Source organism: Bradyrhizobium sp. S3.7.6 (assembly GCF_054061875.1).
In genome coordinates this window covers 6664773-6691633 of the sequence record NZ_JBSSEQ010000001.1, presented here as the reverse complement: position 1 = coordinate 6691633, position 26861 = coordinate 6664773, and the positions used below count along the sequence as shown (strand labels likewise).

General features: G+C 61.7%; 21 protein-coding genes. 12 read left to right on the top strand and 9 right to left on the bottom strand.

All coding sequences use genetic code 11. The annotated features are described in order from the left end of the window. Nucleotides 1–48: 48 nt before the first annotated feature. On the bottom strand, nucleotides 49–954 hold the full coding sequence (locus tag ACVJ5M_RS32845) for an FkbM family methyltransferase (RefSeq protein WP_231144508.1): 906 nt from the start codon (nucleotides 952–954) through the stop codon (nucleotides 49–51). Between the two features lie 370 nt (nucleotides 955–1324). Between ACVJ5M_RS32845 and ACVJ5M_RS32840 the strand changes: the two genes are divergently transcribed. Continuing rightward, complete coding sequence (locus ACVJ5M_RS32840; protein ID WP_063984317.1) at nucleotides 1325–2323, top strand: glycosyltransferase family 2 protein; 999 nt, start codon at nucleotides 1325–1327, stop codon at nucleotides 2321–2323. Nucleotides 2324–2341: 18 nt separating this feature from the next. On the opposite strand, the gene ACVJ5M_RS32835 is transcribed toward ACVJ5M_RS32840, so the two are convergent. Beyond that, nucleotides 2342–3589 carry a hypothetical protein gene (locus ACVJ5M_RS32835; protein WP_231144509.1) on the bottom strand — a complete coding sequence of 416 codons (1248 nt, stop codon included), beginning with the start codon at nucleotides 3587–3589 and terminating at the stop codon, nucleotides 2342–2344. 314 nt (nucleotides 3590–3903) lie between these two features. Continuing rightward, nucleotides 3904–4710 carry a LuxR C-terminal-related transcriptional regulator gene (locus ACVJ5M_RS32830; protein ID WP_063984316.1) on the bottom strand — a complete coding sequence of 269 codons (807 nt, stop codon included), beginning with the start codon at nucleotides 4708–4710 and terminating at the stop codon, nucleotides 3904–3906. A gap of 582 nt (nucleotides 4711–5292) precedes the next feature. Between ACVJ5M_RS32830 and ACVJ5M_RS32825 the strand changes: the two genes are divergently transcribed. Next, nucleotides 5293–5985 (top strand): LuxR C-terminal-related transcriptional regulator, encoded by a 693-nt coding sequence (locus ACVJ5M_RS32825; RefSeq protein ID WP_084795225.1) that lies wholly within the window; start codon nucleotides 5293–5295, stop codon nucleotides 5983–5985. Nucleotides 5986–6100: 115 nt separating this feature from the next. Here the strand turns inward: ACVJ5M_RS32825 and ACVJ5M_RS32820 are convergent, their stop codons facing one another. Together ACVJ5M_RS32820 and ACVJ5M_RS32815 are read right to left on the bottom strand one after the other, a co-directional pair. Then, complete coding sequence (locus ACVJ5M_RS32820) at nucleotides 6101–6337, bottom strand: DUF6894 family protein (RefSeq protein ID WP_028147263.1); 237 nt, start codon at nucleotides 6335–6337, stop codon at nucleotides 6101–6103. Nucleotides 6338–6729: 392 nt separating this feature from the next. Continuing rightward, entirely contained in the window at nucleotides 6730–7737 is a 1008-nt protein-coding gene (locus ACVJ5M_RS32815; RefSeq protein ID WP_166097372.1) for an NAD-dependent epimerase, read from the bottom strand. Nucleotides 7738–8113: 376 nt separating this feature from the next. Here ACVJ5M_RS32815 and ACVJ5M_RS32810 point away from each other — a divergent pair, with 376 nt between their 5' ends. From ACVJ5M_RS32810 to ACVJ5M_RS32800, 3 genes are all read left to right on the top strand, one after another. Further along, entirely contained in the window at nucleotides 8114–9100 is a 987-nt protein-coding gene (locus ACVJ5M_RS32810; RefSeq protein ID WP_063984313.1) for an aldo/keto reductase, read from the top strand. A gap of 288 nt (nucleotides 9101–9388) precedes the next feature. Next, entirely contained in the window at nucleotides 9389–11212 is a 1824-nt protein-coding gene (glmS, locus tag ACVJ5M_RS32805; protein WP_063986518.1) for a glutamine--fructose-6-phosphate transaminase (isomerizing), read from the top strand. 514 nt (nucleotides 11213–11726) lie between these two features. Continuing rightward, nucleotides 11727–11927, top strand: coding sequence for a hypothetical protein (locus ACVJ5M_RS32800; protein WP_063984312.1), 201 nt, complete (start codon nucleotides 11727–11729; stop codon nucleotides 11925–11927). A gap of 118 nt (nucleotides 11928–12045) precedes the next feature. Here the strand turns inward: ACVJ5M_RS32800 and ACVJ5M_RS32795 are convergent, their stop codons facing one another. Together ACVJ5M_RS32795 and ACVJ5M_RS32790 are read right to left on the bottom strand one after the other, a co-directional pair. Further along, the gene (locus tag ACVJ5M_RS32795; RefSeq protein ID WP_063984311.1) at nucleotides 12046–12444 is read right to left on the bottom strand and encodes a hypothetical protein; all 399 of its coding nucleotides are present in this window, start codon (nucleotides 12442–12444) and stop codon (nucleotides 12046–12048) included. Between the two features lie 290 nt (nucleotides 12445–12734). Continuing rightward, nucleotides 12735–12983: a hypothetical protein gene (locus tag ACVJ5M_RS32790; RefSeq protein WP_063984310.1), complete on the bottom strand. Its 249-nt coding sequence runs from the start codon at nucleotides 12981–12983 to the stop codon at nucleotides 12735–12737. Nucleotides 12984–13215: 232 nt separating this feature from the next. Here ACVJ5M_RS32790 and ACVJ5M_RS32785 point away from each other — a divergent pair, with 232 nt between their 5' ends. From ACVJ5M_RS32785 to ACVJ5M_RS32755, 7 genes are all read left to right on the top strand, one after another. Beyond that, nucleotides 13216–13395 carry a hypothetical protein gene (locus ACVJ5M_RS32785; protein WP_166097357.1) on the top strand — a complete coding sequence of 60 codons (180 nt, stop codon included), beginning with the start codon at nucleotides 13216–13218 and terminating at the stop codon, nucleotides 13393–13395. Between the two features lie 77 nt (nucleotides 13396–13472). Next, nucleotides 13473–14153: a response regulator transcription factor gene (locus ACVJ5M_RS32780; protein WP_014496376.1), complete on the top strand. Its 681-nt coding sequence runs from the start codon at nucleotides 13473–13475 to the stop codon at nucleotides 14151–14153. Nucleotides 14154–14212: 59 nt separating this feature from the next. Beyond that, nucleotides 14213–15634 (top strand): sensor histidine kinase, encoded by a 1422-nt coding sequence (locus tag ACVJ5M_RS32775; RefSeq protein ID WP_063984309.1) that lies wholly within the window; start codon nucleotides 14213–14215, stop codon nucleotides 15632–15634. Nucleotides 15635–15825: 191 nt separating this feature from the next. Beyond that, the gene (gene rpoH / locus ACVJ5M_RS32770; protein WP_063986517.1) at nucleotides 15826–16746 is read left to right on the top strand and encodes an RNA polymerase sigma factor RpoH; all 921 of its coding nucleotides are present in this window, start codon (nucleotides 15826–15828) and stop codon (nucleotides 16744–16746) included. Between the two features lie 139 nt (nucleotides 16747–16885). Continuing rightward, nucleotides 16886–20068, top strand: a complete 3183-nt coding sequence (locus ACVJ5M_RS32765) for an efflux RND transporter permease subunit (RefSeq protein WP_071915337.1) — start codon at nucleotides 16886–16888, stop codon at nucleotides 20066–20068. Then, nucleotides 20065–21336, top strand: a complete 1272-nt coding sequence (locus tag ACVJ5M_RS32760) for an efflux RND transporter periplasmic adaptor subunit (protein ID WP_063984307.1) — start codon at nucleotides 20065–20067, stop codon at nucleotides 21334–21336. The genes ACVJ5M_RS32765 and ACVJ5M_RS32760 overlap by 4 nt, the downstream gene beginning before the upstream one ends. Nucleotides 21337–21346: 10 nt before the next feature. After that, nucleotides 21347–22048, top strand: a complete 702-nt coding sequence (locus ACVJ5M_RS32755; RefSeq protein ID WP_063984306.1) for a hypothetical protein — start codon at nucleotides 21347–21349, stop codon at nucleotides 22046–22048. 87 nt (nucleotides 22049–22135) lie between these two features. On the opposite strand, the gene ACVJ5M_RS32750 is transcribed toward ACVJ5M_RS32755, so the two are convergent. Continuing rightward, the gene (locus ACVJ5M_RS32750; RefSeq protein WP_208089359.1) at nucleotides 22136–23344 is read right to left on the bottom strand and encodes an ABC transporter substrate-binding protein; all 1209 of its coding nucleotides are present in this window, start codon (nucleotides 23342–23344) and stop codon (nucleotides 22136–22138) included. A 79-nt stretch (nucleotides 23345–23423) separates the two neighbouring features. Further along, nucleotides 23424–26324, bottom strand: coding sequence for an ATP-binding protein (locus ACVJ5M_RS32745; RefSeq protein ID WP_063984304.1), 2901 nt, complete (start codon nucleotides 26322–26324; stop codon nucleotides 23424–23426). Nucleotides 26325–26861 lie beyond the last annotated feature (537 nt).

Genomic DNA, 26861 nt, shown 5'->3' with positions numbered 1-26861 from the left:
CCGGAACCCAGCTGTGATGCGCGTGGCTTGTGGGCGGATGATGGATGCTCACGCAAGCCGCGCCGACGGGAGACGCCGATCTACAGGCGATGGGGACGTGAGCTGTGCAAGCCGAAGGCCGGTCCGCGCGAGCAAATCCGACAAGGCGGATGGTCTGACGGCGATAAGGTTATCGTCGTCCGGTCCGGGTACGTCAGGAGACGCCGGCTCCAGTCGTCCCGCCCTGAGATGGAAGAGCTCAAACCCGTGATCGGTCAGTCGGTCATACAGCTCCGCACGCGAGGTGCCGGCCCGCCGAAGGTTGAGCTCAGAATCCTCTATGTACAGACATCGGCAATTGGAAATGGTCTGGGCGGCGCCCTTGAGAAGATCGACTTCGAACCCTTCGACATCGACCTTCAGGAGATCGATCGCCCGATTTCCGACGATCGAATCGAGCGTTCGTACTGGAACTCGGAGCGCCGCGATGCCGGCCGGAGGAGTAGCGCATGCGAAGTTCATGTCGTCACTCCGAAAGTCCGTGAAGACGAGCTCGCCTTCCGTGCTGCCGATCGCCGTGTTGTGGACCTCGACGGTCAATCCGTTCAGGCGAATGTTGCCCAGCAGGTATTTGCAGATGCGCGGATGTGCTTCGATAGCGATGACTCGTCCGGACCGGGCAACGCGCATAGCGGCCGCGAGGCTCAACTGTCCGACATTTGCGCCGACATCGACGAAGGTTTCTCCGGGCTGCAGGTAAGATCCGACGAAGTCGGCGTCTTCGGCGCGAAGGTTCCGGTTGCGCCAGAGTCCTGCGGACATGGAGCTGGGATAGAAACGCATTCTGTATCCGGCAGGAAAGCCGAAGGTGATAAAGCGGCACAGTCCGCTCACCCACAGTCCGCGCGATAGCAGGAATCGAGCCTTGTCGGGCTCCTCTTGAATTCGAGCGAGCAGTTGATGCAATTTGTGCAAGGGGCCACCCATCTCTAGCGGTTAGCTGCTCGGCAGAGCCTAGGCTGACCGGAGCGCCCGGCCATCCTTCATTTGCATGATGGTATCGATCGTTCGATTCTGGATCTCCCGGTCCCGCCGTGATCTTGCCGACCTAGCTGACCGCTTCGAGACCTCGCGTCTGGGGATGATCATCGTCATGCGAATGAAGGATGACCAGTCCCATGCCGCTACCTAGCGTTCGTCGTGTGTAATTCGGTCGGTCTTGACGTTCACTGCTTGTCAAGAAGGACACGGTGCAACGCGATGAGGTCGGTTTTCTGCGGAGCGGATCGCGGGTTCGTCAGGGTCGACTGCTTGAATGACATGAACTGAGCTTGAGGGAAAAGCGATGAACCTGTTGCAGCACGACGGGTCGGAGGGCATTCGAGATCCGGACGCCCGCCCCATGATTTCGGTGGCCATACCAACCTTCCGTCGACCGGATATGATACGCCGTACGATTGAAAGCGTGCTGCAGCAGAACTACGCCGACTGGGAAATGGTGATCAGCGACGACGAAGGTCCCAAAGGCGTCAGTTGGAGCATTCTGTCTGAATACGCTCGGAGCGATTCCCGTATTCGAATTGTCCAGAACCACCGGGGACGGGGCCAGGTTGAGAATACGAACAGCGCAATGCTCGCATGCCGCGGTCATTGGATCAAAGTGTTGCATGACGACGACTGGCTGGTGCCGGGATCGCTCGAGACTTTTGCGGAATTGGCGAGGACGTACCCCACCGCTGCGTTCATGACCTCCACATCTCATCTCGTTCAGGATGAAGGCATAAAATACCGCCGGGGAGGGCAGGTCACGCTGTATTCGAGCCAGCAGTGCCTGACGGATCTCTATTTGGTCGGCAAGACCCGGGTGCTGGGAATTGTTCCGTCGACCCTGCTGATCAACAGCGAGGTCATCCAGGCGGGTTGTCTGATGCGAAACTACAAGTCGATCCGGTGGGGAGTGGACCAGCTGTTCTTCGTCGACCTCGCCTGTCATGGCGACATGGTGGCGATCGACGACGGCTTGATCTTCTACGATATGACGGACCACGCGAACATTACCGCTTCCAAATCGTTCTCTCAGATCGATGAGGAGACCCTTGATCTCAAGAATCTGACCTGGAGCCTGGTCGAGGACAAGCAAGGGCTTCCGGATCCCGAAACGGTCGTGCGTGCATTGCGGGTTGCAAGATTGCGCGGAAGATTTCGCCACCAGTCCTGGGGGGCGACGATCCGGGACGCGCTCCAGATCCTGCGTCCCTCGGTTATCAAGGCAGCCAACAAGGCGATCCGGGCGCGAGCGCGTACATCGGCAGCGGGCTCACTAGCTCGTGTGGGTCACGCCTGACGGAGCCGCCGCCGATCATTATCGGGACAGGGCGCTGGTCCGATCGGGGGCATCGAGACGTGTTACGAAGTCGAACACGGGGCCGCCCGCTACCCCCCAATTGCTCGACCAGATCACCTGGGAACCGTCGGGCGACGGCGAGCCGTGAGTCTCGCTCCAGTAGTCGTGCGGGACGTTGCGTGTGTACGCGATGCGTCGGAATTCGCCACTGCCGTCAATTCGCAGAGCAATGACTTCCCGAGCGAAGGGCGCAAACTTTGGTAGCTGGGCGATCTCGGCTGGATCGCCGCCATAGCTTAGAATCACCCAGCCGGGCCAGTGGATCGCGCGCGTGGACGCATGCGAGGCCTCTCCACGCGGAGCAAGGGCGGTAACCACGCCGTCATCCAGCCGGCGCTTGATCACCTGGTATATGTCGGGATCAGCTTTGCTGATTCCGACGTATACCTCGCGTCCGTCTGTGTCCACGGCCATGTCGCCATGACTCGGACGATGATGTTCGGTCCAGCTCTGCACCAGATCGCCTGCGACGGTATAGATGAATGCCTCATCCTTTCCGTCGACCCAGCGGCTGCATCTGATGTAGCTGCCCAGGGCAGATATCTCGCAAACGCCGTCTCGCCCGGGCAGTTTCCCCACTTCGATATCCGGAAACTTCTGTCGGCTCACGAGGTCAAACGCGAATGCGACGACGACGCCGTCGGCGCGCGTGCCTCGCACGGCGATGCGCCGGCCATCCTGAGAGGGATTGCCCTTGCCCGGTCCGAACTGAAGGCCGCGATAGCCCTCGGCCATCAGCATGATCTCTTCGGCATTGGTTCGCGGCGTCCAGAGCGAGATCTTGCGCCCGATCACGCATATCATGCGCTCGGGATCGCGCGGGTGCCATTCGCACTCGTCTTCACGCTGCCGGCGGAACAGCGGAACGTATGTCCGTCCGTCCAGAAAGCAGAGCCCGTTACAACCGTTGGCGATCAGAAGCAGAGTCTGGTCGGCGTTCCAGGCCTGCGCGCTCGAATATCGGTGGGTGCAATAGGCTCGTTGGCAGGCCAGGCCAGCGCCCAAGGGCCCCGGGGTTGTTATCCGGACGATCGTGGCGCCGGTGTCGGGATCGGTGACCGGAACGAGATAGTCGGGCAAGTTCATGCTGCTGGCAGTAGTCAGCTTGGTCTTTGCAAGCGTCTGTGCGGCGGCGATGCCCGCCAATGCAAGCACGACGGCCACGGCGCCGGCCAGGCCAATTCGCGTGTAGAGGGACGGAGACATCCGTATCTTGCTCCATGGCAAGCAGGGGGCTCGGATCATCCGGGTGGGCAAGCGATCGATACAAGGTTCGATGCTTGCCGGTCACCAGGCTCCTGCGGGGACCAGGACTATTGGTTCGACGATGCGTTCTAGCCGCTCGGTCCCAGCGCGCATCATTTGAATGCAGGAGACGCCCCACGAAATGTTGCCGCTCCACGGGCAGGTCCTGATCCTCTCGATCGATAGATCAGTCCGGCGCGGTTAGCCGGGCGGCGCGTATAGGCGCCGCCCGGAATTTGTCGAGGGCTTGATGGGCGTCAGGCCGATCCGCCAGGTTAGTCCGGCTCTGCGGCGCCGATTTCGTGACGTCCGCGGTCGCTTGAGACGAGGCTGAGCGTAGGTTCCCGATCGATTGACAACGGCAGCGCGTGACCATTCGAGACCCGCACCAGTGATCCGTTGTTCATTCCCCAAATTGCGGCCTGCGTCCTATTCTGGACCCGTATCTTGCGCAGGATCGCCTTGACGTGAACCTTCACGGTGGCCTCGGCAATATCGATCTTTCGCGCAATGCACTTGTTGGAATTGCCCTCGATCAGATAGGAGAGAATCGCCCGCTCTCGCGGTGACAGATGAGGTGCTATCCGTTCTTCGGCAGCAACGAGGAGATTTGATCGCTCTTCGATCACTGGCTGAAGCTGAGGCTCGCGATCGAAACCGCTATCGAGCACGAATGACAGGAAAGCCGGTGGAAACACCGTCTCGCCCATCGTTACGAGTTCGATGGACTTGATGAAAGCGTCGCATGAATTGACGTCGACGAAATAGCCGCTGGCGCCGGCCTTGTAGGCCGCGATCAACTCATCCGGCCGGTAGTGGTCCGAAACGATCGCTACGCGCGCATCCGGATAGTTCTCTCTTACAAATCCGATGTGCTTCATGGCTGCATCGAATTCGCCGGTGCTGTGGATAATCACAAACAGGAGCTGCTGATGTGCCTGGAGTGTGCTTGTAACTTCATCGGTGCTCGAGGCCGACACCGCAATTTGAAAATCTGCCGCATGCAGTATTTGAGAAATTCCCTCTCGCAGCAAAATGTTTCGTCCGATCAAAACAACTTTGCAGGATTGCCGCCTCCTCATCTTACCCTCCGCAACCAACGCAATGACACAACTTGAATGAAAAACACGCAGGAAAAGGAACAAAGCATTGCATAGCCCGGTTTTTCTGATTTGCAGAAGCCGGGCGCCGTTTAGTTAATAATTGCTGAAGGTTAGATTCGATCTTTCGATTTTGCCTATATACCTTTGGTTATAGGCCGATGGGTCCCCAAGCTGTTGGTGAACGGCCGTCAGAGATTGACTTGGGGGCGAAAGAGAATACTGATTCAACCTTTGAATGTTCGCCCTGAGCGGGTGAATCCGTTCGCGAAAGCCTTGCTCCATCGCGATGCTTTCGAACTTGCCAAGTGGCAAGACCGCTCTCCAGCGGTTGTGAGCCGAGACCACCGGGTTCATACGGCCCTTTGATCCGGCGAACTTGATGTATATTGCGATCACAGACTCGTGCGGTTATTTGCCTCATAGGTCCGCTACGCCAAATGATACTTTAGGGAATTGCTCGAAGTTTATTTGTTGGTGATCAATTGATGTTGGAGCGGCAAGGGCGGGGGCCTGTAGCTTCAATCGCGGGAATTTTGGGGGCGGCAGGTTAGGGAGCGCCCGATGCGTCGTGCGACTGTAGTGATTGCAGACCGACACCCAATGGTTTTGCAGGGTCTCGCAAGTGTTCTCGGTTCAGAATCCGATTTTGAGGTCGTTGCATCCTGCGGCGATGCTGCGAGTTGCATCCAGGCAATTTTGACGCTTGCGCCCGACATAGCGATCATGGATGCGGCAATGCCGGAGCTGACCGCGCTGATGAACAATTCGCTCAGCCATTCGGACAGCCGACCAACGCGGTTTGTGTTCTTCGCGCCCAGCGAGGACTATGATCTCGTGTTGGCGGGCGCCCCCGCCGGGTACAGTGTCCTTCTCAAGGAGATGACAGGCCAAGCCGTGGTGCAGGGCTTGCGAGACATTGCCAACGGCCAGACCGTTGTTCCGTTGTCGCCCACCGATCAGGCCGCGCCTCGCGAGCACAGTCCGAATCCGGAAAGTGCGCTCGCGGTGCTCACCGAGCGCGAGCGGCAGATCATGCGCCTGGTCTCTCGTGGCCTGTCCAACAAGGAAATCGGCCGCCGGCTCAACATTGCGGACGGCACCATCAAGGTTCACCTCCACAACATTTTCCAGAAGCTTGAAATCGGCAATCGCACTGCGCTTGCGGCCCTCGCCATCTCGCAGGATGACCGCGCCAATTCGGCGCAGGACAAACCGGCGCATGCTGGATCGGATCCGGTGCCCGGGGAACGCTAAGACATCATCTCGCACTGTTTGCAGTGCGATATGCGGGCATTTCGCCGAAGCCCAGCCGAGCGACTATTGCACCTTCAGATTGCGCAAGCGCCGGCAAAGCTGCGTTTTCGGTCTCTTATCCCTCGATGGAGAACTGAAGAACGAACAGCGACCGGCCGCCAAGCTCGGGGCTGTCGCTGACTTCCACCTGCCAGGAAATGTAATGCAGGAGTGGGTCCATCACGTCGTGCTTGAGGATCTCGCCGCTCAGTTCGATCGCAGTGGTCCGTGCCGCGGAAATGTCGGGGAGATCAAGTCCGACATCGTCGAGCACTGAATGACCGTCGTGGATATGAAAGAAATACCGCGGCATGGATGTCTCCGGACAACGCGAACATTCCGATGACTGCAGCGAGCCCCCCGCATCACGGTCAAGATTTCGCATCGCAGGGGCGCGCATAGCAAGCGGCTATTCTAGGAGGGCTCAATCATCATTGATGGGTACCCCGACGTTGATCTCTATGATCACGAATTCAGAATGAACAATTGCTTCTCGAGGACTACGATGATGTTGCGTCGACGGAGCCCACTTCGGCGCAGCGTTGCGGCCCCGGCCCTGCGAATCCCCAATGCCCCCGCCGGGGCCGCGCTCTTTTCTTCGCAAGTTCCGCCTGGTCGTCCATCACCGCCGCGCAGAAGTTGCAACCGATACTCCGATCGATCGGGAGCGGACGGTTTGACCCTTGGGGAGATGATCTCGAAAAATCATATCCGGTAGTAGTCGCGATACCAGCGGACGAAATTGGATATGCCGGTTTCGATAGGGGTGGAGGGCGAAAAGCCGGTATCGCGCATGAGATCGCCAACGTCGGCAAACGTTTCCGGAACATCCCCAGGCTGCATTGGCAGCATTTCCTTCGCCGTGGTTCGTCCCAGCTCTTTCTCGATCAATTCGAGGACGTGCATCAGCGCTTCCGGGCGGTTATTGCCTACATTGTAGAGCTTGGCCGGTGCGCCCGCCGCATCGGCGTTGTCCTCCGGAGCGCGCTCGATCAGCCGCGAGATGACGCGCGTGACGTCGTCGACATAGGTGAAGTCGCGCCGCATCTTGCCATGGTTGAAGAGCTTGATCGGCTTGCCTTTAACGATCGCGTCGGCGAACAGGAATATCGCCATGTCGGGCCGGCCCCACGGGCCGTAGATCGTAAAGAATCGTAAGCCGGTGACCGGGAGCCGGTACAGGTGGCTGTAAGAATGGGCCATCAGCTCGTTGGCTTTCTTCGTCGCGGCATAGAAGCTGACGGGGTGGTCGGCCCTATGCCGGGTCGAAAATGGCAACTCGGCATTGGCGCCGTACACGGACGATGATGATGCGTAGATCAAATGACCACAGGCGTTATGCCTGCAGCCTTCGAGGACGTTGAGGAACCCCTCAAGATTGGCGTCGACATAAGCGTGCGGCTGATCGATCGAATGCCGGACGCCGGCCTGAGCGGCCAAATGGACCACTCTCGCAAAACGATGTTTTGCGAACAACTCGGCCATCGTCGACCGATGTCCAAGATCGATCTGCACGAAGGAAAAACGCGGATCGCGGCGCAGAATGTCGAGACGCGCGCGCTTCAAGGCGGGATCGTAGTAGCTGTTGATGTTGTCCAATCCGACGACCCGGCGTCCCTCGTCGAGCAGCCGACGGGCGACATGAAAACCGATGAAGCCAGCAGCTCCGGTCACCAGAACGTCGTCGGCAACTTGTTCTGAGCGAGATGACATTCGCTGTCCAAGTTAGATGGAGTTTCGAACGGCGAAGAAGGCGCCATCGATCGCAGAAAGTTAACTCTCAATCGCGCCGCATCTCGATTGCGCAAATGAGCACACCTGACGATGGCGGCGGAGCCGAGCTGCCAGCAGCCGCTCGAACGGACTACTCCGTGCATCCCCGCCACTGTCTCAAATTCCAGGGGCGTAGCGTATGTAATGTCCGAGCGAACCCCGTCATCATCCATTTGCATGAAGATGAAGCCAGGCAAACCTGCAGAGATGTTTCGGCGGCGGGCTTGCCCGACGTGGCCGTCGGCTTGGAGTACGCGCTGTCGAACGATCGACGTCGGTGACTTGAGCGCAAACGGCGTGGTCAGGGGTGCTTGCGATGAAGATGGTCCGTGTTGATGCTCTCGGCGCGAATGTATCGAGCATCGGTTTCGGCTGCGCGTCGCTCGGGGGGCGCGTTGGGGCTCGCAGGGGGATCGAGGGGCTCGAGCGCGCATACGACGCCGGAATAACCTGGTACGACGTGGCGCCTTCGTATGGCGATGGGATGGCCGAGTCTATTTTGGGCCAGTTCGTATCCAGCAAGCGCGGCAGCGTCCATATCTGCACAAAGGTCGGGATGCGCCCGCGTGATACCTCCGCCGTTAAGCGGATCCTGAAGCCGATCGCGCGCGCCGCTCTTGCGGTGTTTCCCGGGATCCGACCGCGCCTCTCCGCAATGAAATCGAAGCCCTTCAAAGTGCCGCTATCGGCCGAGCTGATCAGGACGAGCATCGAGGATAGCCTGAGGCGACTTCGCACGGATTATGTAGATGTGCTTGCTCTCCACCGTCCCACCCGCGAAGAGGTCGTTCGCGAAGACATCATTCGAGCGGTCGAGCGCATCGTTCAGGACGGGAAAGCCCGCGCAATTTCGATTGCGGGCAATAACGAGGGCGGAATTGACGACCTCCATGAATCTCTACCATATCGGCTGATACAGATCGCGAATAATCCGCTCGAGCCGAATCTTCAGAGATCGACGGAGATTGCGCGGCGCAGGACGTTTGTCACGTATGGATCATTCTCGAGCGTCGATCCGCTTGTCGCGAGGCTGGGATCGGAGAAGGAAATACTGAACGGCCTTTACGAGATGGGATACCGGGGCGACCTCACCGAGATCGCTGCTGCCTTCGTCGTGGATTACGCGCTGGCAACGAACTCTACAGGAGTCTCACTGTTTTCGATGTTTCGGAAAGAGCATCTCGCGTTCAATCTGCGCCGGTCAGCGCAAATCCCGGCGCTTCATCAGCTCAATCGCATCGTCGCCGAGCTCTCGAACGGGCCGCGGCAAACCGAACGATTGGTCATGCGTGCGTCGGTGTAGCGATCAAGTGCGGAGCTTATGGGCATGAGGTCTACTCCGTCATCATCATACAATCGGCGGCTGCGCGTGCTAGAATTCGCGTCCCACGATACTACTCGCCAATGTTGTCGACGATATTCGACAGGCGCGCGGGCGGCCGGGAGGCGGCTAGCTTGAGCGTCTCGCCGAAGCATGCGCAGCAGGGCAGGCCAAAGGTGAGGGGGCCAGGCCGATGCCGTCGCGTTAGGAGATTGCCCGCAATCGTGGTTGCGCTTGGTGGGCCCGTTGGTAGTTGCTCGGAGAGAGGCCATGTGCGGAATTGTTGGTGTCGTCGGGCGGGGCCCAGCCTCTGCTCTTCTTTTGGATGCGCTGAAGCGGCTTGAATATCGCGGATATGACTCAGCCGGTATTGCTACTCTCGAGGACGGTTCGCTGACGCGACGTCGTGCGGTCGGAAAGCTCGTGAACCTCAAGAGTCGGCTCGACTCGGAGCCGCTTGCCGGGCGGATCGGAATTGGTCACACCCGCTGGGCAACGCACGGCCGTCCCGATGAGACGAATGCGCATCCTCACATGGTTGATGGTGTGGCGATCGTGCACAATGGGATCATCGAGAACCATCGAGAGTTGCGCAATGATCTCAAAGCGGCCGGTGCACATTTTGCGACCGAGACCGACTCCGAAGTGGTTGCGCATCTCGTTAGCCGCGAGCGGAAGAACGGATACGAGCCGGTCGCAGCGGTGCGTAAGGTGCTCCCGCGCTTGAGCGGAACGTTCGCGCTCGCCTTCCTGTTCGAGGGGCACGACAATCTCCTGATCGGTGCCCGAAAGGGCTCGCCGCTTGCTGTCGGCTACGGTTGCGGCGAAATGTTCCTGGGGTCGGATGCGATGGCGCTCGCGCCTCTGACGGACATTGTCGCCTACCTTGAGGACGGCGACCTCGCCGTCGTGACCCGGGAGCAGATCGAGTTTATCGACGTGAACGGCGCGCGCCTGCGCCGTACGTCGGCCAAAATCGCTGGTGCCGCCGTGATTGTTCACAAGGGCGAGCACCGCCACTTCATGGCGAAGGAGATTCACGAACAGCCGAAGGTGGTTGGGCAGACGCTTGCGCAATATATCGCACCCGACGGGACGATCAGGTTGCCGGCAGGCGTGGATGCGGACCTCAGGACAGTCGATCGCGTGTCGATTGTAGCTTGCGGGACCTCCTTCTACGCCGGTCTGATTGCGAAGTACTGGTTCGAGCGCTACGCCAAGCTCCCGGTCGAGATCGATATTGCTTCGGAGTTCCGCTATCGCGATGTTCCGTTCGGCGCGGGCAATCTGGCGATTTTCGTGTCGCAGTCCGGCGAAACGGCCGACACGCTCGCTTCGTTGGAGTTCGCCAAGACCCACGGCCAGCGCGTTCTCGCTGTCGTCAACGTGCAAACCTCGACGATGGCTCGTTCGAGCCACATCGTAATGCCCACATTGGCCGGTCCGGAAATAGGGGTCGCATCGACAAAGGCGTTCACCTGTCAGCTGGCAATCTTGCTCTGCATTGCAATCGCTGCCGGTCGCAGTCGCGGTGTGCTCTCGGCCGAAGAAGAGCGCTCGCTCGTCCGGACCCTTGCCGAGATTCCAGACTATATGGCCCGCGCGCTCGAACTGGAGCCGAAAGTCCATGAGCTCGCGCGTGAGATCGCCAGGGCCAGAGACGCTCTATTCATAGGCCGGGGCACCAATTATCCGCTGGCATTGGAGGGAGCCCTCAAGCTCAAGGAGGTCACTTACATTCACGCAGAGGGCTATGCGGCCGGTGAGCTCAAACATGGACCGATCGCGCTAATCGACAAGGGCTTGCCGGTCATCGTCATTGCGCCGTACGACGCGACGTTCGAAAAGACCATGTCGAACATGCAGGAGGTGATCGCCCGCGGGGGCCGCATTATCCTCTTGACCGACGAGAGAGGTGCTTCACTCGCCGCGTCCAGTGGTTGCTCGGTCTTGGCCTTACCGGATATGCCCCCGATCGTGGCGCCGCTGGCTCTCGCGGTGCCGCTACAGCTCCTTGCCTATCACAGTGCCGCGATTATGGGGACCGACGTGGACCAGCCGCGGAATCTCGCGAAGTCCGTGACCGTCGAATAGTCGGTCCGTTCGCGCCACTTCCGCTTCAGAAAGAGGTGCTGTCGAAAGCAGGATGCTGGTCTGACAGACCGGGGCGCTCCGAAATGGGTGCCTCTTTCGACCAGTCCGCGTTCCCGGCGGCTCGGGGTAAAATCTGGTGGCCTTCGGGCTCAGGTTAAGCACCGATGTCCGCAGGGCAGGCGGCCCCGCTATATTGTAACCGCGTTGGCGGGGCCGCTGCTGCCGAGAAACGAGCTAGGACCTGAGGTCTGCTTCCATCCGGCGAAGCGAGTGGGTCGTCTCGGGGGCAATGCGGCGCGGGACTCGAGATACGCAACTCCTCAGAACCAGCCGCCTTGCGCGCGCTCCGCAGCCGGATCCTCGCAGACTCTTCGGCATCAGGCCGCAAGGGCAGCCCGATCAGGGAGTAGTCCTTTCGGGTTATTGGAAGAATGTTCTGCTTCGAGATAGCTTCAGGCAAGCCCGTCCGGTCGACGAGCTCGTTTGGCATGCTACGTGCGCTTCGCGAGGGATCATGTCGGTTTTGACGGGAACAGCCGGCGCGGACATTCGACGCGGTGATATGATTAAGGTGATCAAAGGGAGGCTGTTCCCGGCGCTCCTTTACGAGCAACATGAGGGCGGCGCCGCCGAAGATATTCCCGAGGGCGCCCGTGCCTATTGCCTCAAAGATAAAGTCTGGCGAACGATGCCTCCGGGCTTCCGCCCCTCCTAGAGCTTGCTGGCAAACCAGCATCGCAAATGGCCGAGCCAGGCTCGGCCAAGTCGTGAGCGGGCGGGCGCCGCAACCTTCGCGGTAGGTCTGGACCGCGGCGGAGCGCCGTGTGTGCAGACTAGCTGCAGCTCAGCGGCAACGGCTGGTCGGGGTGCAGCTCGTACCAATCGTAGCAATCTGGATAGGCGCCGTAGAATCCGTATCCGGATCGATTGCGACCAAAGCGGTGGAACGCATGTTGGCGCAGGCCGATGCCGCCGTTGCCGACATGACCGCCGAATCCGAGATGTTCGCCGCCAAAGCCTCCATCACGCGCCATGCCACCGAAATGCGCGCCGCCGCCCCCGAAGCCCATATGTCCGCCGCCAAAGCCACCACCGCCAAAACTGGCGTGGCCGCCGCCGCCAAAGCCACCACCGTGGCCACCGCCGCCGCCACCGCCGTGCGCCTCGGCCGCGCCGATGGCCAGGGTCGAGGCAAGCGCCGCCGTTGCCAAAATCATGATTGCTCGTTTCATGGGACACTCCTTTCGTGTCGATCTGCCTGGTCATCCATGCAGTCCGCTTCCGCGTCGTGCCGTCGCCAAAAGCTCCTGATGACAAGGCTCGTGATGAAAGGAGAGGTAGGAGCGATGCGCGGCAATCCCACTAAATTCGACTTCAGGAACGAGGCGCACCGGTAGGGAAGGTGATCCTGCCGCGGGGGCCGCGGCTCACAGAAGGGGCGGGCCGAATGTTCCAGCCCGCCCCCGTCGTTCGATGAGGAGCGGCCGACCGAGGCGCCCGGCCGGCCAAGGAAATGCCGTGATCAGAAGCTGCCCGTGCCGGGCTCGCAAGGCACGTTGTTGCCGGTCCACGGCGCCGTCGCGAAAGCGCCGACGCGCGGCGCGGGAACGCAGGCGCGGCCTCCCTGCTGATAGAAGGGCGCATCCGGTGCGGCCGTATCGGTTGTCATCGCCGGCTGTCGCATGACGGAATGGTGCTCGCGCGCCATGACGGGTCCGCCGAGCACGGCGGCTGCAATCAATCCCGTCGACAAGAGTTTGAGAGTGGTCATTTCGGCTTCTCCTTTGATGACATCAGGCCGACCAAGCGGCTCACCATCAACGTATGGACGGCCGGGCGTCGTCCAAATGCACGAATTGCTCACCTGATTTCAACGGCCTGTGACCCGGCGCGGCGCTGCAAGCACGATCGTGCGAATGCGCAACATCCGTTGCCTTGAGAGTAACGGGGAGCGCATCGCAGGCATATGTTCATGAAAGCGCAGTTCAGAATGGAGGCGGAAGATGATCACGACGACAGCGAGACGTATGGCCATCGCGCTGGCCCTGTTGGCGACGGGCTCGGCGCGCTTCCTGAATCGCTATTTAGTGGTGCCCCATGCTCCGCAGGACTATCTCGTCAGACAACGAGTGGCCTATGGCAGGCTGGCGCGGCGCCGCGCGTTCAGAGCGGGCGGGCATTGAACATGACGCTCCGGACCGCCGAGCCCGTGCTCCTCCGCCGCAGGCCGAAACGCCTCGCAGAACGTGGGAGCAGGATCATGACGCGGATTCTTCTGATCGAAGATGATGCCGAAACCGCCGAGGTGATCGTCGCCGAACTCGCCGATCGCGGTTTCGAGGTCCAATGGGCCCCTGACGGCGTCGACGGTCTCGATCGGGCGCGCGCGGCGTGTCCGGATGCCATGATCGTCGATCGCATGCTGCCCGGAATGGACGGGCTGACCGTCATCGAGGCCCTACGCAAGGATCGGGTCGGGACGCCGGTGCTGGTTCTGAGTGCGCTCGGCGCCGTGGACGATCGGGTGCGCGGATTGCGTATGGGGGGAGACGACTATCTCACCAAGCCGTTCGCGATCATCGAGCTCGTCGCACGCATAGAGGCGTTGTTGCGCCGTCCGATGGACAGCCGTGAGACCACGTTGCATGTCGGGCCGCTGGAACTCGACCTGATCGAGCGGACCGCGCGACGGGACGAGCGCGAGATCGACCTGTTGCCGCGTGAGTTCCGCCTGCTCGAATACATGATGCGCCGGAGCGATCAGTTGCTCACGCGCGCGATGCTGCTCGAAGAGGTCTGGAACTACAAGTTCGTTCCGGCAACGACGAATCTGATCGACGTGCATATGGGCCGGCTGCGCCACAAGGTCGATGGTCCCGGCGATACGCAGCTCATCCACAATGTTCGCGGCTCCGGCTTCATTCTGCGTTCGCGCGCATAGAGGCGTGAAACCCAGGGGCTCGCGGAGCACATCTCGGACGAATATCGAGTGCCGGTTCGATGCGCCAAATTCAGTTCATCCGTTCGAACACGTTCCTCTGGGCCCTGGCGGTGGCGGCCGCATTTGCACTGTTCGTGGTCGGGCTGTTCGCGTTCACCTATTGGAAGCTCGACGACTATCTGATCGCACGATCCGATCGCATGATCATGACCCGGATTAACTTCATCGCAGATTTGCCGTCGGCGCGCCGCATCGGAGCGATCTCCGATCATCTCGAGCAGGATTCCAGAGGCGTGCAGTACGCGGGACTTTTCAATGGTGCCGGCACCCGGCTTGCCGGCAACATCGACAGCTTGCCGCGCGCACTCGATCTCGGCGGAGCGGCGCAGGGTGTGCGGCTCGACCTCATTGAGAAATCGGCGGTCCACGGACCGGTCATCAGGGTCGTGGGCAGGCGTCTTGAGAACGGCGATGTCCTGGTGATGGGACGGAATGTCGATGAGACGCGCGAGATATCGAGTGTCGTGGGGCAGGCGCTCGCGCTTGGCCTGCTGCCGGCGTTCTGCCTCTGTCTGCTGGCCGGAGCGTGGCTGAGTGTTCGCGCCCAGAGACGCGTGGAGGAGGTGAACCAGCGGGTACAGCGGATCGTGGCCGGGGAGTTGCGCGAGCGGCTGCCGGAGGACAATTCCGACGATCCGTTCGCGCGACTGGCCAGGATCGTCAACGGCATGCTCGCCGAGATGGAGACCATGATCAACGCGCTTGCCGGTGTCGGCAACGATATCGCCCATGATCTCAGGACGCCGCTCACGCGCGCACGCCTGGCGCTGGAGCGCGGCCGAACGCATGCGACCACTTTGGAGCAGCTCCAGGAGGTCACGGACAAGGCAATGGCCGGAATCGATCAGTCGCTCGCGATCGTCACCGCCTTGCTGCGCCTCACCGAGATCGAGAACAGCCGCCGCACCGCCGGTTTCGGTAACGTTGCGCTCGACGAGATCCTGCGCGAAGTGTGCGACGTCTATGAGCCCATCGCCGAAGACAAGGGCATCGGGCTTGGCGTCGTCATCGATCGCAATGTGCAGGTGTGGGGCGATCGGGACCTGTTGTTCGAAGCGATGGCCAATCTCGTGGACAATGCCGTCAAGTTCACGCCGCCCGGCGGCCAGGTGAGGCTCGAACTGGTGTCGGAAGACGACACGGCACTCGTGCGCGTAAGTGACACCGGGCCCGGCATCAGCACGCAGGAGCGCGAAGCGGTGCTGCGGCGATTCTATCGTTCCGACAAGATGCGCAACACGCCGGGGGTTGGGCTGGGACTGAGCCTGGTGGCTGCCATCGTCAAGCTGCATGGCTTTCGATTGATCATCGGTCCGGCTCCCGGCGGGCGGATCGAGATCCTTGCCTGGACCGGGAGGGCGAGCAAAGCCGCCGCATGCCGGTCCCGGACCCCAACTCTCGAAGCCGTTAATCAGATGTGATGCCCCTCATGATGCGTGATGTTCTCGATGCCATGACATGCCGAGTGACATGCCGAATGTCTGAAGGCGAATTCAGGTTTGTTACGCTCAATTCAGTGGCCTCCTCCTTCGGAGGCTTCCTAGAGTCCGCTTGCCGGTTTCGTATGTGGGAGTGACAGATGCAGAGCCACGAAGTCGCGAGGAATGGTGCCATGGCTGTCGCGGCCGGAGCCCCATCGCTCCCCTTCCTCAGCGCCTATTCCGCCGCCATCAAGCGCTATGAACTGCTTGAGCCCGGTCACGAGCAGCAGCTTGCGCGCCGCTGGCAGGAGACGCGGGACCGCGGTGCCGTGAACGCGCTCGTCACGAGCCATCTCCGGCTCGCAGCCAAGGTGGCGCGCGGCTACAAGGGGTACGGTCTGCCCTTGGCCGATGTGATTGCGGAGGCAAATCTCGGCCTCGTCATCGCGGCGTCACGCTTCGAACCCGGCCGCGGTGCGCGGTTCTCCACCTATGCGGTTTGGTGGATCAAGGCCTCGGTTCACGAATACATCCTGCGCTCCTGGTCTCTGGTCAGGATCGGTACGACGGCAGCGCAGAAGAAGCTGTTCTTCAAGCTCCGTAGCGAGATGAGGAAAGCCGCGGGCGGCGCGATGGCGGCGCTCACGCCCGATGTCGCCGAGACGATCGCGGAAAGGCTCGACGTCACGGCGCGTGAGGTGATCGAGATGGATTCCCGCCTGAACGGTGACATGTCGCTGAACGCGCGCGTTGGCGACGACGAGCAGGGAACCGAATGGGAAGCGTTGCTGGTCGATCAGGCGATCGACGCGGAGACGGTGCTCGCCGATCATGAGCAGACGGAGCGCCGTACCAACGCCTTGCGCGTTGCGCTGGGCATGCTCACGGCGCGCGAGCGTCATATTCTGGAGGCAAGGCGGCTGGCGGAATGCCCGGTTACGCTGGACCAACTCGGCTTCGAGCTTTCGATCTCCAGCGAGCGGGTTCGGCAGATCGAGATCCGCGCCTTTGCCAAGGTCAGGCGAGCCGCAATTCTTGCCGCGCAGGATGCGGCACGCAAGCGCTCCGACGGCGCCTCGGGCTCACGGCCGCGGGAGCTCACCGCTCCATGAGCGATCGAGACGCGGTGATGCCGGTACGAATGATGTCTGTCCTGCCGCGGAGCATCTGAATTCGTTTTCATTTGAACGGATGCTCTCCCGTCCTCATCTGTTCAATGATCCCGCGCAACTTGCTTCAGGCAGAACCACCATGGGAATTGTTCGCTTCGCGCTACGGTTTCCGCACACGTTCTATGTGCTTGCGGCGTTGATCCTGTTTCTCGGCGGCATCGCGATCTGGTCGATGCCGACGGACATTTTTCCGGAGATCCGCATTCCCGTCGTCACGGTGGTGTGGAGCTACACCGGCCTGTCGACGCCCGAGATGGAGCAGCGCGTCAGCACCTACAGCCAGTATTCGATCAGCGCCAATGTCAGCGGCATCAAGAACATCGAGGCGCAAACTCTCAACGGCCTGTCGGTTCAGAAGATCTACTTCCAGCCGGACGTGAATCTCGACCTCGCAATCTCGCAGATCGTCTCGGCAACCAACGCCATCCGCGCTCTGATGCCGCCGGGCATTCAGCCGCCAATCATCGTGCAGTTCAATGCATCGAGCGTGCCGGTGCTGCAGCTCAGCCTCGAGTCCAATAGTCTGAACGAGCAGCAATTATACGATTTCGGCATCTACCGTATCCGGCAGCAATTGGCGCCTGTTCCGGGCGTGACGCTGCCCACGCCTGCCGGCGGCAAGTACCGCCAGATCATGGTCGACATCGATCCGAACAAGCTCCTGTCGCGCGGATTGACGCCGCTCGACATCGTCAATGCGGTGAACACCCAAAATCTGACGCTGCCCACCGGGACGACGAAAATCGGCGACACCCAGTACACCGTTCGAACCAACGCCACGCCAGCCTCGATCAAGGATCTCAACATGATCCCGGTCAAGTTCGTGAACGGGGCCACGATCTTCCTGAAGGACGTTGCCCAGGTCCGGGACGGCTCCCAGGTCCAGCAGAACATCGTGCGCGAGGACGGTCATCGCGCCGTCCTGCTCAGCGTGATCAAGAACGGAAATGCCTCGACGCTCGCTGTCGTCAACGGGGTGAAGAAGGCCTTGAGTTCGATTCGCGCGTCGGCTCCTGCAGGGCTGAAGATCAACGAGCTGTTCGATCAGTCGGTCTTCGTCACCCATTCGGTCGATGGCGTGCTGCGCGAGGGCGCGATCGCGGCCGGCCTCACGGCACTGATGATCCTGCTGTTTCTGGGATCGTGGCGATCGACACTGGTCGTCTTGATCTCGATCCCGCTGGCGATGCTGTCTTCGCTGGTCGTGCTGTATTGTCTCGGCGAGACCTTGAACACGATGACGCTCGGCGGGCTTGCACTCGCGGTCGGTATCCTGGTCGACGATTCCACGGTGACGATCGAGAACACGCACCGGCTCTGGACCGAGGAAGGCATGCCGTTGCCTGATGCGACGCTGCACGGGGCGGCTGAAATCGCGGTGCCGACGCTCGTCTCCACGCTCGCCATCAGCTGTGTGTTCACCTCGGTTGTCTTTCTGGAAGGGCCGGCCAAATACCTCTTCACCCCGCTGGGTCTGGCGGTGGTGTTCGCGATGTTGGCGTCATATGCGTTGTCGCGAACGCTGACGCCGATCACCATCGGCCTGCTGCTGAAGGGCGAACGGCGCCATGGCGAGGGCGGAAGCCCGTCGGGCATCTTCGGCCGCGCCTCGGCGATGTTCGACCGCGGATTCGAACGCCTGCGCAACGGCTATTCCGATTTGCTGTTAACGTTGCTTCGGCGTCGCGTTGTCGTGCCGGTCGTCGCGGTGCTGGTGCTTGCTCTTGGGGCCACCATGTTCGTCTATGTCGGTAGGGACTTCTATCCCCTGATCGACGGCGGCCAGATCCAGCTCCACGTTCGCGCGCCCGCGGGCACCCGCATCGAGAAGACGGAAGCGATCTTTCAGGCGGTCGAAGACAAAATCCGCCAGGTGATTCCGGAGCGGGACCGGGCGCTGATCGTCGACAATATCGGGCTTCCGGCGCGTCCCTACAATCTCGCATTCACCGACGGCTCGACGATCGGTGTGAACGACGGCACCATTCTCGTGTCGCTCAAGGACGGACACAAGCCGACCGCGGACTACGTCAGGAAACTGCGCCAGGTGCTGCCGGCGGCATTCCCGGAGGACACGTTCTATTTCCAGGCGGCCGACATCGTGACGCAGATCCTGAACTTCGGTCTTCCGGCGCAGATCGATGTCCGCACGGTTGGCTACGGCGCCAACAATCTGGCCGTGGCCAAGGAGCTGCAGAAGAGCCTCGCGGCGATCCCCGGTGTCGTCGATGCGCATCTGCAGCAGGAAGTCGATGCTCCGGCGTTCTATGCCGACATCGACCGCACGCGGGCCGCGCAGCTCGGGCTCAACGCGAGCACGGTGGCGACCAATATCAATGTCAGCCTCAGTTCGTCGGCTCAGGTCTCGCCGAACTTCTGGACCGATCCGACGTCGGGCATCCCGTATTATCTGGCCGTGCAGACACCCGAATACAGGGCCAATTCGCTGAACGCACTGGGAAACACGCCGGTGTCGGCCTCGCTTGCCGCGAGCGGGCAGACGGTGCCCGGCCTCCTCAGCAATGTCGCGACGTTCAAGCGGGGGAGTGTCCCCACCAATTCGAACCAGGCAAACGTCCAGCCGGTGTTTGACGTCTATGCGAGCGTCCAGGGTCGCGATCTCGGCGGCGTCGCGGCCGATATCAACAAGGTCACGTCCACACTCCAGAAGCAGCTCCAGCCGGGTAATTCGATCCAGGTCCTGGGACAGATCCAGAGCATGAATCAGTCGTTCCGCAATCTCGGAATCGGCCTGCTGTTTGCCGCCATCCTGGTCTACCTGCTGATGGTCGTGAACTACCAGAACTTCGGCGATCCCTTCGTCGTCATCATGGCGCTGCCGGCGACCTTGTGCGGCATCTTGACGATGCTGTTCATCACCGGAACGACACTGAACGTGCCTTCGCTGATGGGGGCGATCATGGCGGTCGGCGTCGCCTCCGCGAATTCGATCCTGCTCGTGACGTTCGCGCGTGATGAGCAATTGAAGGGACATTCCGCGTTCCAGGCGGCGCTGAGCGCGGGCCGCACCAGGATCCGTCCGGTCCTGATGACTGCTGCCGCGATGATCGTGGGCATGATCCCGATGGCGCTCGGAGGTCCGGGCGAGGAGCAGAACGCCGCGCTCGCGCGCGCGGTGATCGGCGGACTTCTGTTCGCGACCCCGACGACATTGCTGATCGTGCCGTACCTCTTTGCCATGCTGCGCAAAGGTAACGATGGCAAGCCTCACCACGGCGTATTCGAGGAGCAACCGGAATGAGCGACGTTCGTGTGCGGACCAATGACGACGAGGCGAGGGACCCGCCCGATGCGGAGAGCCGCCGCATCGTCGAGCTCCCCGGCAAGGCCGCGCCATCCGGACGCCGTTACGGCGGCGCGCTGCTCGGAGGAGGGATGCTGCTGCTGCTCGCGGGCGGTCTCGGCATTGGCGGCTGGCGGCACTATCAGGCGGCGCGTGAGGTCGCTGCAGTGGCGGAGCAGGTGAGAACCGCCATTCCGGAGGTGCGGGTGGCGGTGGTCCGGCCCAGCGGCGACCTGATGAAGGTTACCTTGCCGGCGACGACGACCGCGTTCGAGGCAGCCAATATCTTCGCGCGGACCAGTGGCTATATCGAAAAGCGCTACGTGGATATCGGCGATCGGGTCAAGAAAGGCGATCTTCTCGCGGCAATCACCGCTCCGGAGCTCGACCAGCAGATCGCCCAGGCCCAGGCGACGTTGGCCCAAAACCAGGCCGCCTTGCAGCAGGCGCAAGCGAGCCGGGAGCTCGCCGACGTCACCAATGCGCGCGACAGCAATCTGGTCAAGCAAGGCTGGCTGACGGCACAGCAGGGCGACAACGATCGTCTCACCCTGCGTGCACAGCAGGCGGCCGTCGGTGTCGCCCAGTCGAACATCACAGCGCAGGAAGCCCAGATTCGGGTGCTCCAGCAGGAGAAGGCCTATCAGCGCGTGGTGGCGCCGTTCGACGGCGTCATCACACAGCGCAACGTGGACAATGGCAGCCTGGTGCAGGCAGGGTCGACCTTCATGTTCACGCTGATGCATTCCAACGTGATCCGAACCCAGGTCTTCGTGCCGCAGGACGAGGCCTTCGGAGTCGGGCCGGGCGTCGACGCGGATATTCGCGTCCCCGAGATCCCGGGGCGGACGTTTCCGGGGAAAGTCACGCGCATCGCAAGCGCATTGCAGCCGGGAAGCCGAACTCTGCTGACCGAGATCGACGTGCCCAATCCGGACGGTGCCTTGAGTCCCGGTATCTACTGCACGGTCGAGCTGTCGATCCCGCGCAAGACGCCGTCGATGACCGTCTCGTCCGATGCGCTCGTCTTCGATCAGAACGGTCTTCATGTCGCGGTCGTGCGGAATGGCACCGTTCATCTGCAGCACGTCTCGATCGCGCGGGACTTGGGCACCACAATTGAAGTGCGCGAGGGCCTCCAGCCCGGCGACCAGGTCGTGCTCAATCCGGCGGTGAACCTGGCGGAGGGCAGCAAGGTCACCATTCGCAAGGTCGAGGTCAGTTAGGAGCATAGAGATGATCCGGATCGTGCTCGCAACAACGATCGCCTTGCTGTTGGGCTGTTCTTCGAGTGAGGCGCAGGTCTCAACGATGGGCACCACGGCGATGGGCCTTCCAACCGTACCGGGTGCGATCGTGACCTCGCCGCTCAATAGTCCGGGTCCGTTTTCCGCAACAACCGAGCCTGGCGTTCCCGACACGACGCTCGCGCCTGTTCCGCTCGCCTCGGATCCGACGACGCCGGGTACGGTCGTCGTCTGCGCCACGCCATCGACGTCCCCGATGCCGGTGCCGGCGACCCCGATCGTATCGAGCATCGGCGCGTCAGCGTCAGGCATCGGCGCTCCGCTATTGCCGGTCACAGGGCAAACCGGCAGCTCCATCGGAACGATTCCCGCAGCGGCACCGGCGGGAACGGGGACGACGGTCGCATGCAGCTCGACGCCGGGAGGGCTCGCGACAAGCGCTGCGTCCCTGCCGCTCTCGATCCCGCAAGTGCCGTCCAGTCTCGCGCCCGGCACGATCCTGGCGGACACCAGCGCCGCCGGCGGCACCGGCATCGATCCGAATGCCGCCGTCATGCCGAGCCCGAACAGCACGGCCTGCGCGGAAGGAGTCTCGATGAACCTCGCAGCGCCTGCGACCGTGTTGCCGGCCAACGCCTCAGGCGCGGCGCCAACGCCGGGAGTGTCGCCGATCTTGCCGCCGGGATGCTGAGGCGACGCCGCTACAGGACTCTCGTCGCACCGCGTGGGGAACGGGGGACGACACTTCGGCTAGCATAGCCTTGGCCGCACCGGCGCTTCACGTTGCCGGTCGTAGCTTCAAAACTTCGGCGTCGGGCGGCAGCATCGTTCCACCGTCCCGGTACTTCCAGTCCACCATCACGCCCTTGTTGGCCCGTACAGTGGTGCGGCCGACGAAGGTCCCCATCGTGCTCTGATGGTCGATGGAACGCCAAATCGCCGGGCCGAACGGCGTTTCGAAGCCGACGTTGCCAAAGCCGTCGGCCATCGCCTCGGTATCGAATTTCCCGAGCTTTGCGATCGGCGCCGCGATGGAGCTGATCAAGGCGTGACCGACCACGGATCCCATCGTGGGAGCCTCGCCATATCGCGCGGAATAGGCCGACACGAAGGCGCTGTTGGCGTGACCCAAGACCTCGGTCACCGGATAGCCGGTCACGATCCATCCCTCCGGGGCGTCCTGCCCGAGGGGAAGAAGGTATTCGGGTTCGCCGGTCGTGAACGACACGACGTGTCGCCCTTCGAACAGGCCGCGATCATTGCCTTGCCGGACAAATCTGGCGAGATCGGGTCCGAAGGTGACGTTGAGGATCGCTTCGGGCTTCTGCTGCGCGAGGGCGTTGACGACCACGCCGGCATCAATGGCACCCAGCGGCGGCCACTGACTGTTGATGAACGCGACGTCGGGGCGACGGCGGCTCAGAAGCTGCGTGAACCATCTTACGGCCGACTGGCCGTATTCGTAGTTCGGGGCGATCGTCGCCCACCGCGTCGCCTTCAATTGAGCTGCCTCCTCCACCAGCATGGCTGCCAGCATGTATGTCGAGGGGCGGAGCCGGTAACAATATCGATGTCCTTGCTCCCAAACGAGGGCGTCGGTGAGCGGTTCGCTCGCCACGAAGAGGATCCGGTTTTGCCGGGCGAAGTCGCTGATAGCCAGTCCGACATTCGACAGATATGCGCCTGCCAGAAGATCGACGTCATTCCGTCGCACCAGTTCTTCGGCGGCACGCAGCGCGACGCTCGGCTTGCCTTCATCGTCCCGGCTGATGACCTGCAGCTCTCGCCCGAGCAGGCCCCCGCCCGCATTCAGCTGTTCGACCGCCAACTGCCAGCCGCGACGATAGGGCAGGGTAAACGCGGGCGCGCTGCTATAGGAGTTGATCTCGCCGATCCTGATCGGTCTCGTGCCCTGGGCGCGGATGATGCCGGGCGAAAACACCGACGCGCCAACACTGCCTAAGACCTGTCGTCGAGAGATGCTCATCTGGTGCGATCCGGAGGATTGAGTGTGAGGGCTGGTCCAGCGCTGCAGGACATGTCGTGCCGGTCGAAAAATCAGCAACCTAGTGGCAGGTGCAGGACGGGGGCCGGTCGTCGCCGCCTGTCGAAATCGAGATGCCCGGACTTGCAGCGAGACCGCGCGCAAAGGCGAGCGCGGGAAGATCGACCTCCCGATCGAACAAAGCGCTGACCGGACCGACGAGATCAAGCGCGGTCTGCTGGCGGTCCGACGCTGCCATGATCCTTGCCCAGGCTGCCGCGACCTTCAGCTCGTAGAAGCGGCATTGCTGCTCTCTGGCAACGGACAGGCCCTCGGAGAACAGGACTTCCGAGCGGGACCGATCTGACGAGCCATCGGCAAGCAGGATCTCGCCCTTGATCCGCAGCAGATCAGCAAGGCACCACAATTGCTGGCCTTGCCGGGAGATGGCCAGGGCATCTTCCACGGCGGCCAGGGCCTGCGCACTCTCGCCGACCGCGAACAGTCCTTCGGCGAGCGATCCGAGAAATTCGGGATTGCGCATCAGCCAGCCGTTCTCGGCCCGCGCTTTCAGTCCGCTGCGCAGCAGCTCTATTCCATCGTGATGTCTGCCTTGCAGGACGAGCAACTGCCCCTTCAGGCAGGACGTCCAGCTCGTCCAGAAAGCTATTCCCTCGCGCGTGACGAGCTCGAGGAGAGACGCTATCGCCTGATCGGCAGTGGCGACATCATGCGTCATCAGCGCAATGGGGCACACGGCGTTCCGCAGCGCGTAAGCGATCGCGAGCTTGTCCTTCTCACGCTGCGCCTCCTCGAGGCATTCCGCGGCCAGGGATCTGCTCTGGGCGATCTTTCCCTGGAGCAGCAGCACGCGGGCTAACATGGCTTTTGCCAGGACGCTCTGGTTGAGCAGGAACCACATCTGGTTCGCGCCGTCCTTCAATCCGTGAGCCGAGTGGTCTAGGGAGAGGGTCAGTTCGCGTCGAGCTTCCTCCTGCGCGCCGTAAAAATGGGTGGCGGCGCCGATCAGGCGGCGGCCGACCGTCTCGTTGGCGGGGTTTCCCGTGCGAAGGGCGATCTCCAGATATCGCTCTCCGACACTCTTGGCCGCGTCGTATTGGCCCGAGTTGAGATTATAGCTCCACAGCGTCCAAACAGCCTTGAGCTGAAGCTCGAGATCGGACAGCTCTTCGCCGAGCGCAAGGCCGATGTTCAGGGCCGCTTTCATGCGATCCGCCGAGCCAGTCGTATTGAGAAGCGCGAACCCCAGCGCGACGTAGAGCTGCGCCTTGAGCCTTGGATTGCAGGTCAGCTCTCCGTCAAGATGGGCGAGAGCGTGCTCGATCCGGGTCGAGCATTCCATGAAGGACAGCAGTTGCATCCACACCGGCACAAAGCCGGCCGTCAGCTCTACGCCGAGCGCGGCATCGCCGCTGGGTGCGAAGGCCCAGTCGAGCGCCGCATGCACGTTTCCAATTTCCTGGGCAAGGCGAGTGAGATCGTCGGAGGCGGGGGAGGCATCGCCAGGTGGCATGATGAGCTGTCTGAGAAAGCCCGCATGCCGTCTGCTGGCCTGCTCGCAGAGCCCTGCTTCTGCCAGCTTCTCCAGAGCATAGGCGCGGGTGGTCTCCAGCAGACGCCACCGCCCTTCGAAGGAGGGATCGAGCGCGACCAGCGATTTTCCGACCAGATTGAACAGTGTTTCGATGACGTCCGACCGGGACAACGCGTCGTCCATCATTGCAATGGCCGCATCGAGTGTGAAACCTGCCGGAAACACCGCGAGCCAGCACAACAGCCTTTGCTCGTCGGGCGACAACAGATCGTAGCTCCAGTCCAGCGTCGCTCGCAGGGTCTGGTGCCGTGGCAGTTGGTCCCTGCGGCCGCCGCTCAGCAACTCCATTCGCCTGTCCAGGCGAAGCAAGACCGTGTCTACCCCAAGATTCGCGGTCTGAGCCGCGGCGAATTCCAGCGCGAGCGGAATTCCGTCGAGCCGGCGACAGATGGCAGCCACTTTCAGCAGATCGTCCGCGCCTGGAGAGAAGTTCGCGCGTAGCGACTGTGTGCGAGCGACGAAGAGCTGCACGGCGCTTGCCTGCAACAGCAAACCGGGATCACGCAAACCAGAGTCCGGAACCGACAGCGGCGGGATGGCCGCGACGTATTCGCCATCGATGCGGAGGCCTTCCCGACTGGTCGAAAGAATAGTGACATTGGGACAATAGCGAAGTGCAGCACTCGCGATCTGTGCAGCGACGTCGATGACATGCTCGCAATTGTCCAGGATGAGAAGCAGACGCCGTGACCCGATGGCCTGGGCGATGCAGGCGGCCGAAACCTCCTTGTCACTCAAGGCAAGCTTGAGCGCACGGGCGGTGGTCGATGTCGCAAGTGCCGGATCATGCAAGGTCGCGAGCTCGACCAGCGCCACCGCACCATCGAATGAGGATGCGACCAGGCGCGCAAGTTCGATGGCCAGCTTTGTTTTCCCGATGCCTCCCGGGCCGACCAAAGTCACGGCCCGATATGCGAACATAAGTTCGGCAATTTCGCTCAGGCAATCCTCGCGCCCGATAAGAGGAGCGCGCGTGTTCGGCAGGTTGTTCGAAAAGGATTCGATGGCCGGGACGGATACCGATGTCGCTGCGGGCTGATCCAAATGCCCGCTTCGCCAGGTCCCGGCGAGGGTATATCCACGGCCCGAGATCGTCTTGAGGAGATCGCGATCTTTGCCCAGCGCCTTGCGGACGGCGGAGATATGGACTTGTAGCGTGTTGTCCTCGACGGCCAGGCCTGACCAGACACTTCCGATCAAATCATCCTTGGTCACCAGGTGACCGGCGCAACCCGCCAGCTTCTCGAGAATCTCGAATGCGCGGCTTCCGATCGGGACCGTGATGTTGTCGCACTTCAGCTCTCTCCGCTGGCAATCGATGAGCCAGTTACCGAAAGAGTAGGTTCGTACGGCGGGCGAAGGCGACATAAGGGGGTCCGTGGATCAGCTTCACTGCCGCAATCTAGGAGAGTGACGTGACCCCCAAAGATCACCGCCCCTGGCAAGATTCTGAAAGCGTCAGTATGCCCAGGTGTCCTACAGGGGAGGCCGTTGGGGTGTCAAGGCGACCTTCTCAGTAGTCGGCTGTTCGCCATGGCTCGATGCAGGCGTCCGAAACGCTCGTTGCTTGCACACGAATTCGTGAGGACGAATGGGAGTGCCAAAATGGGAGAGCGGGCCGGAAGGAGCGTGCAGCACATCCCGACAGCAACACGGGGCAGGGGACTTCGCGTCGCAACGGTTCAGAAGCTCGGCAGCCTGCTTGGTCTCTTCGTTATCGAGCGGTCGAAGCGACACCTGTTCACATCGCGAGCTGCAGGATATCGCGCGGCATCTCGATTGAAAGGATGGCACGACGCATCGCTTCGACGGTGTCGGCATGTCGGCGAAGGAGAGCCTGAAGTTTCCTGATTTTGCGCCTCTTCACTCGCGATCGGGCCATAGCTTGCTACCTTACTCTGCGAT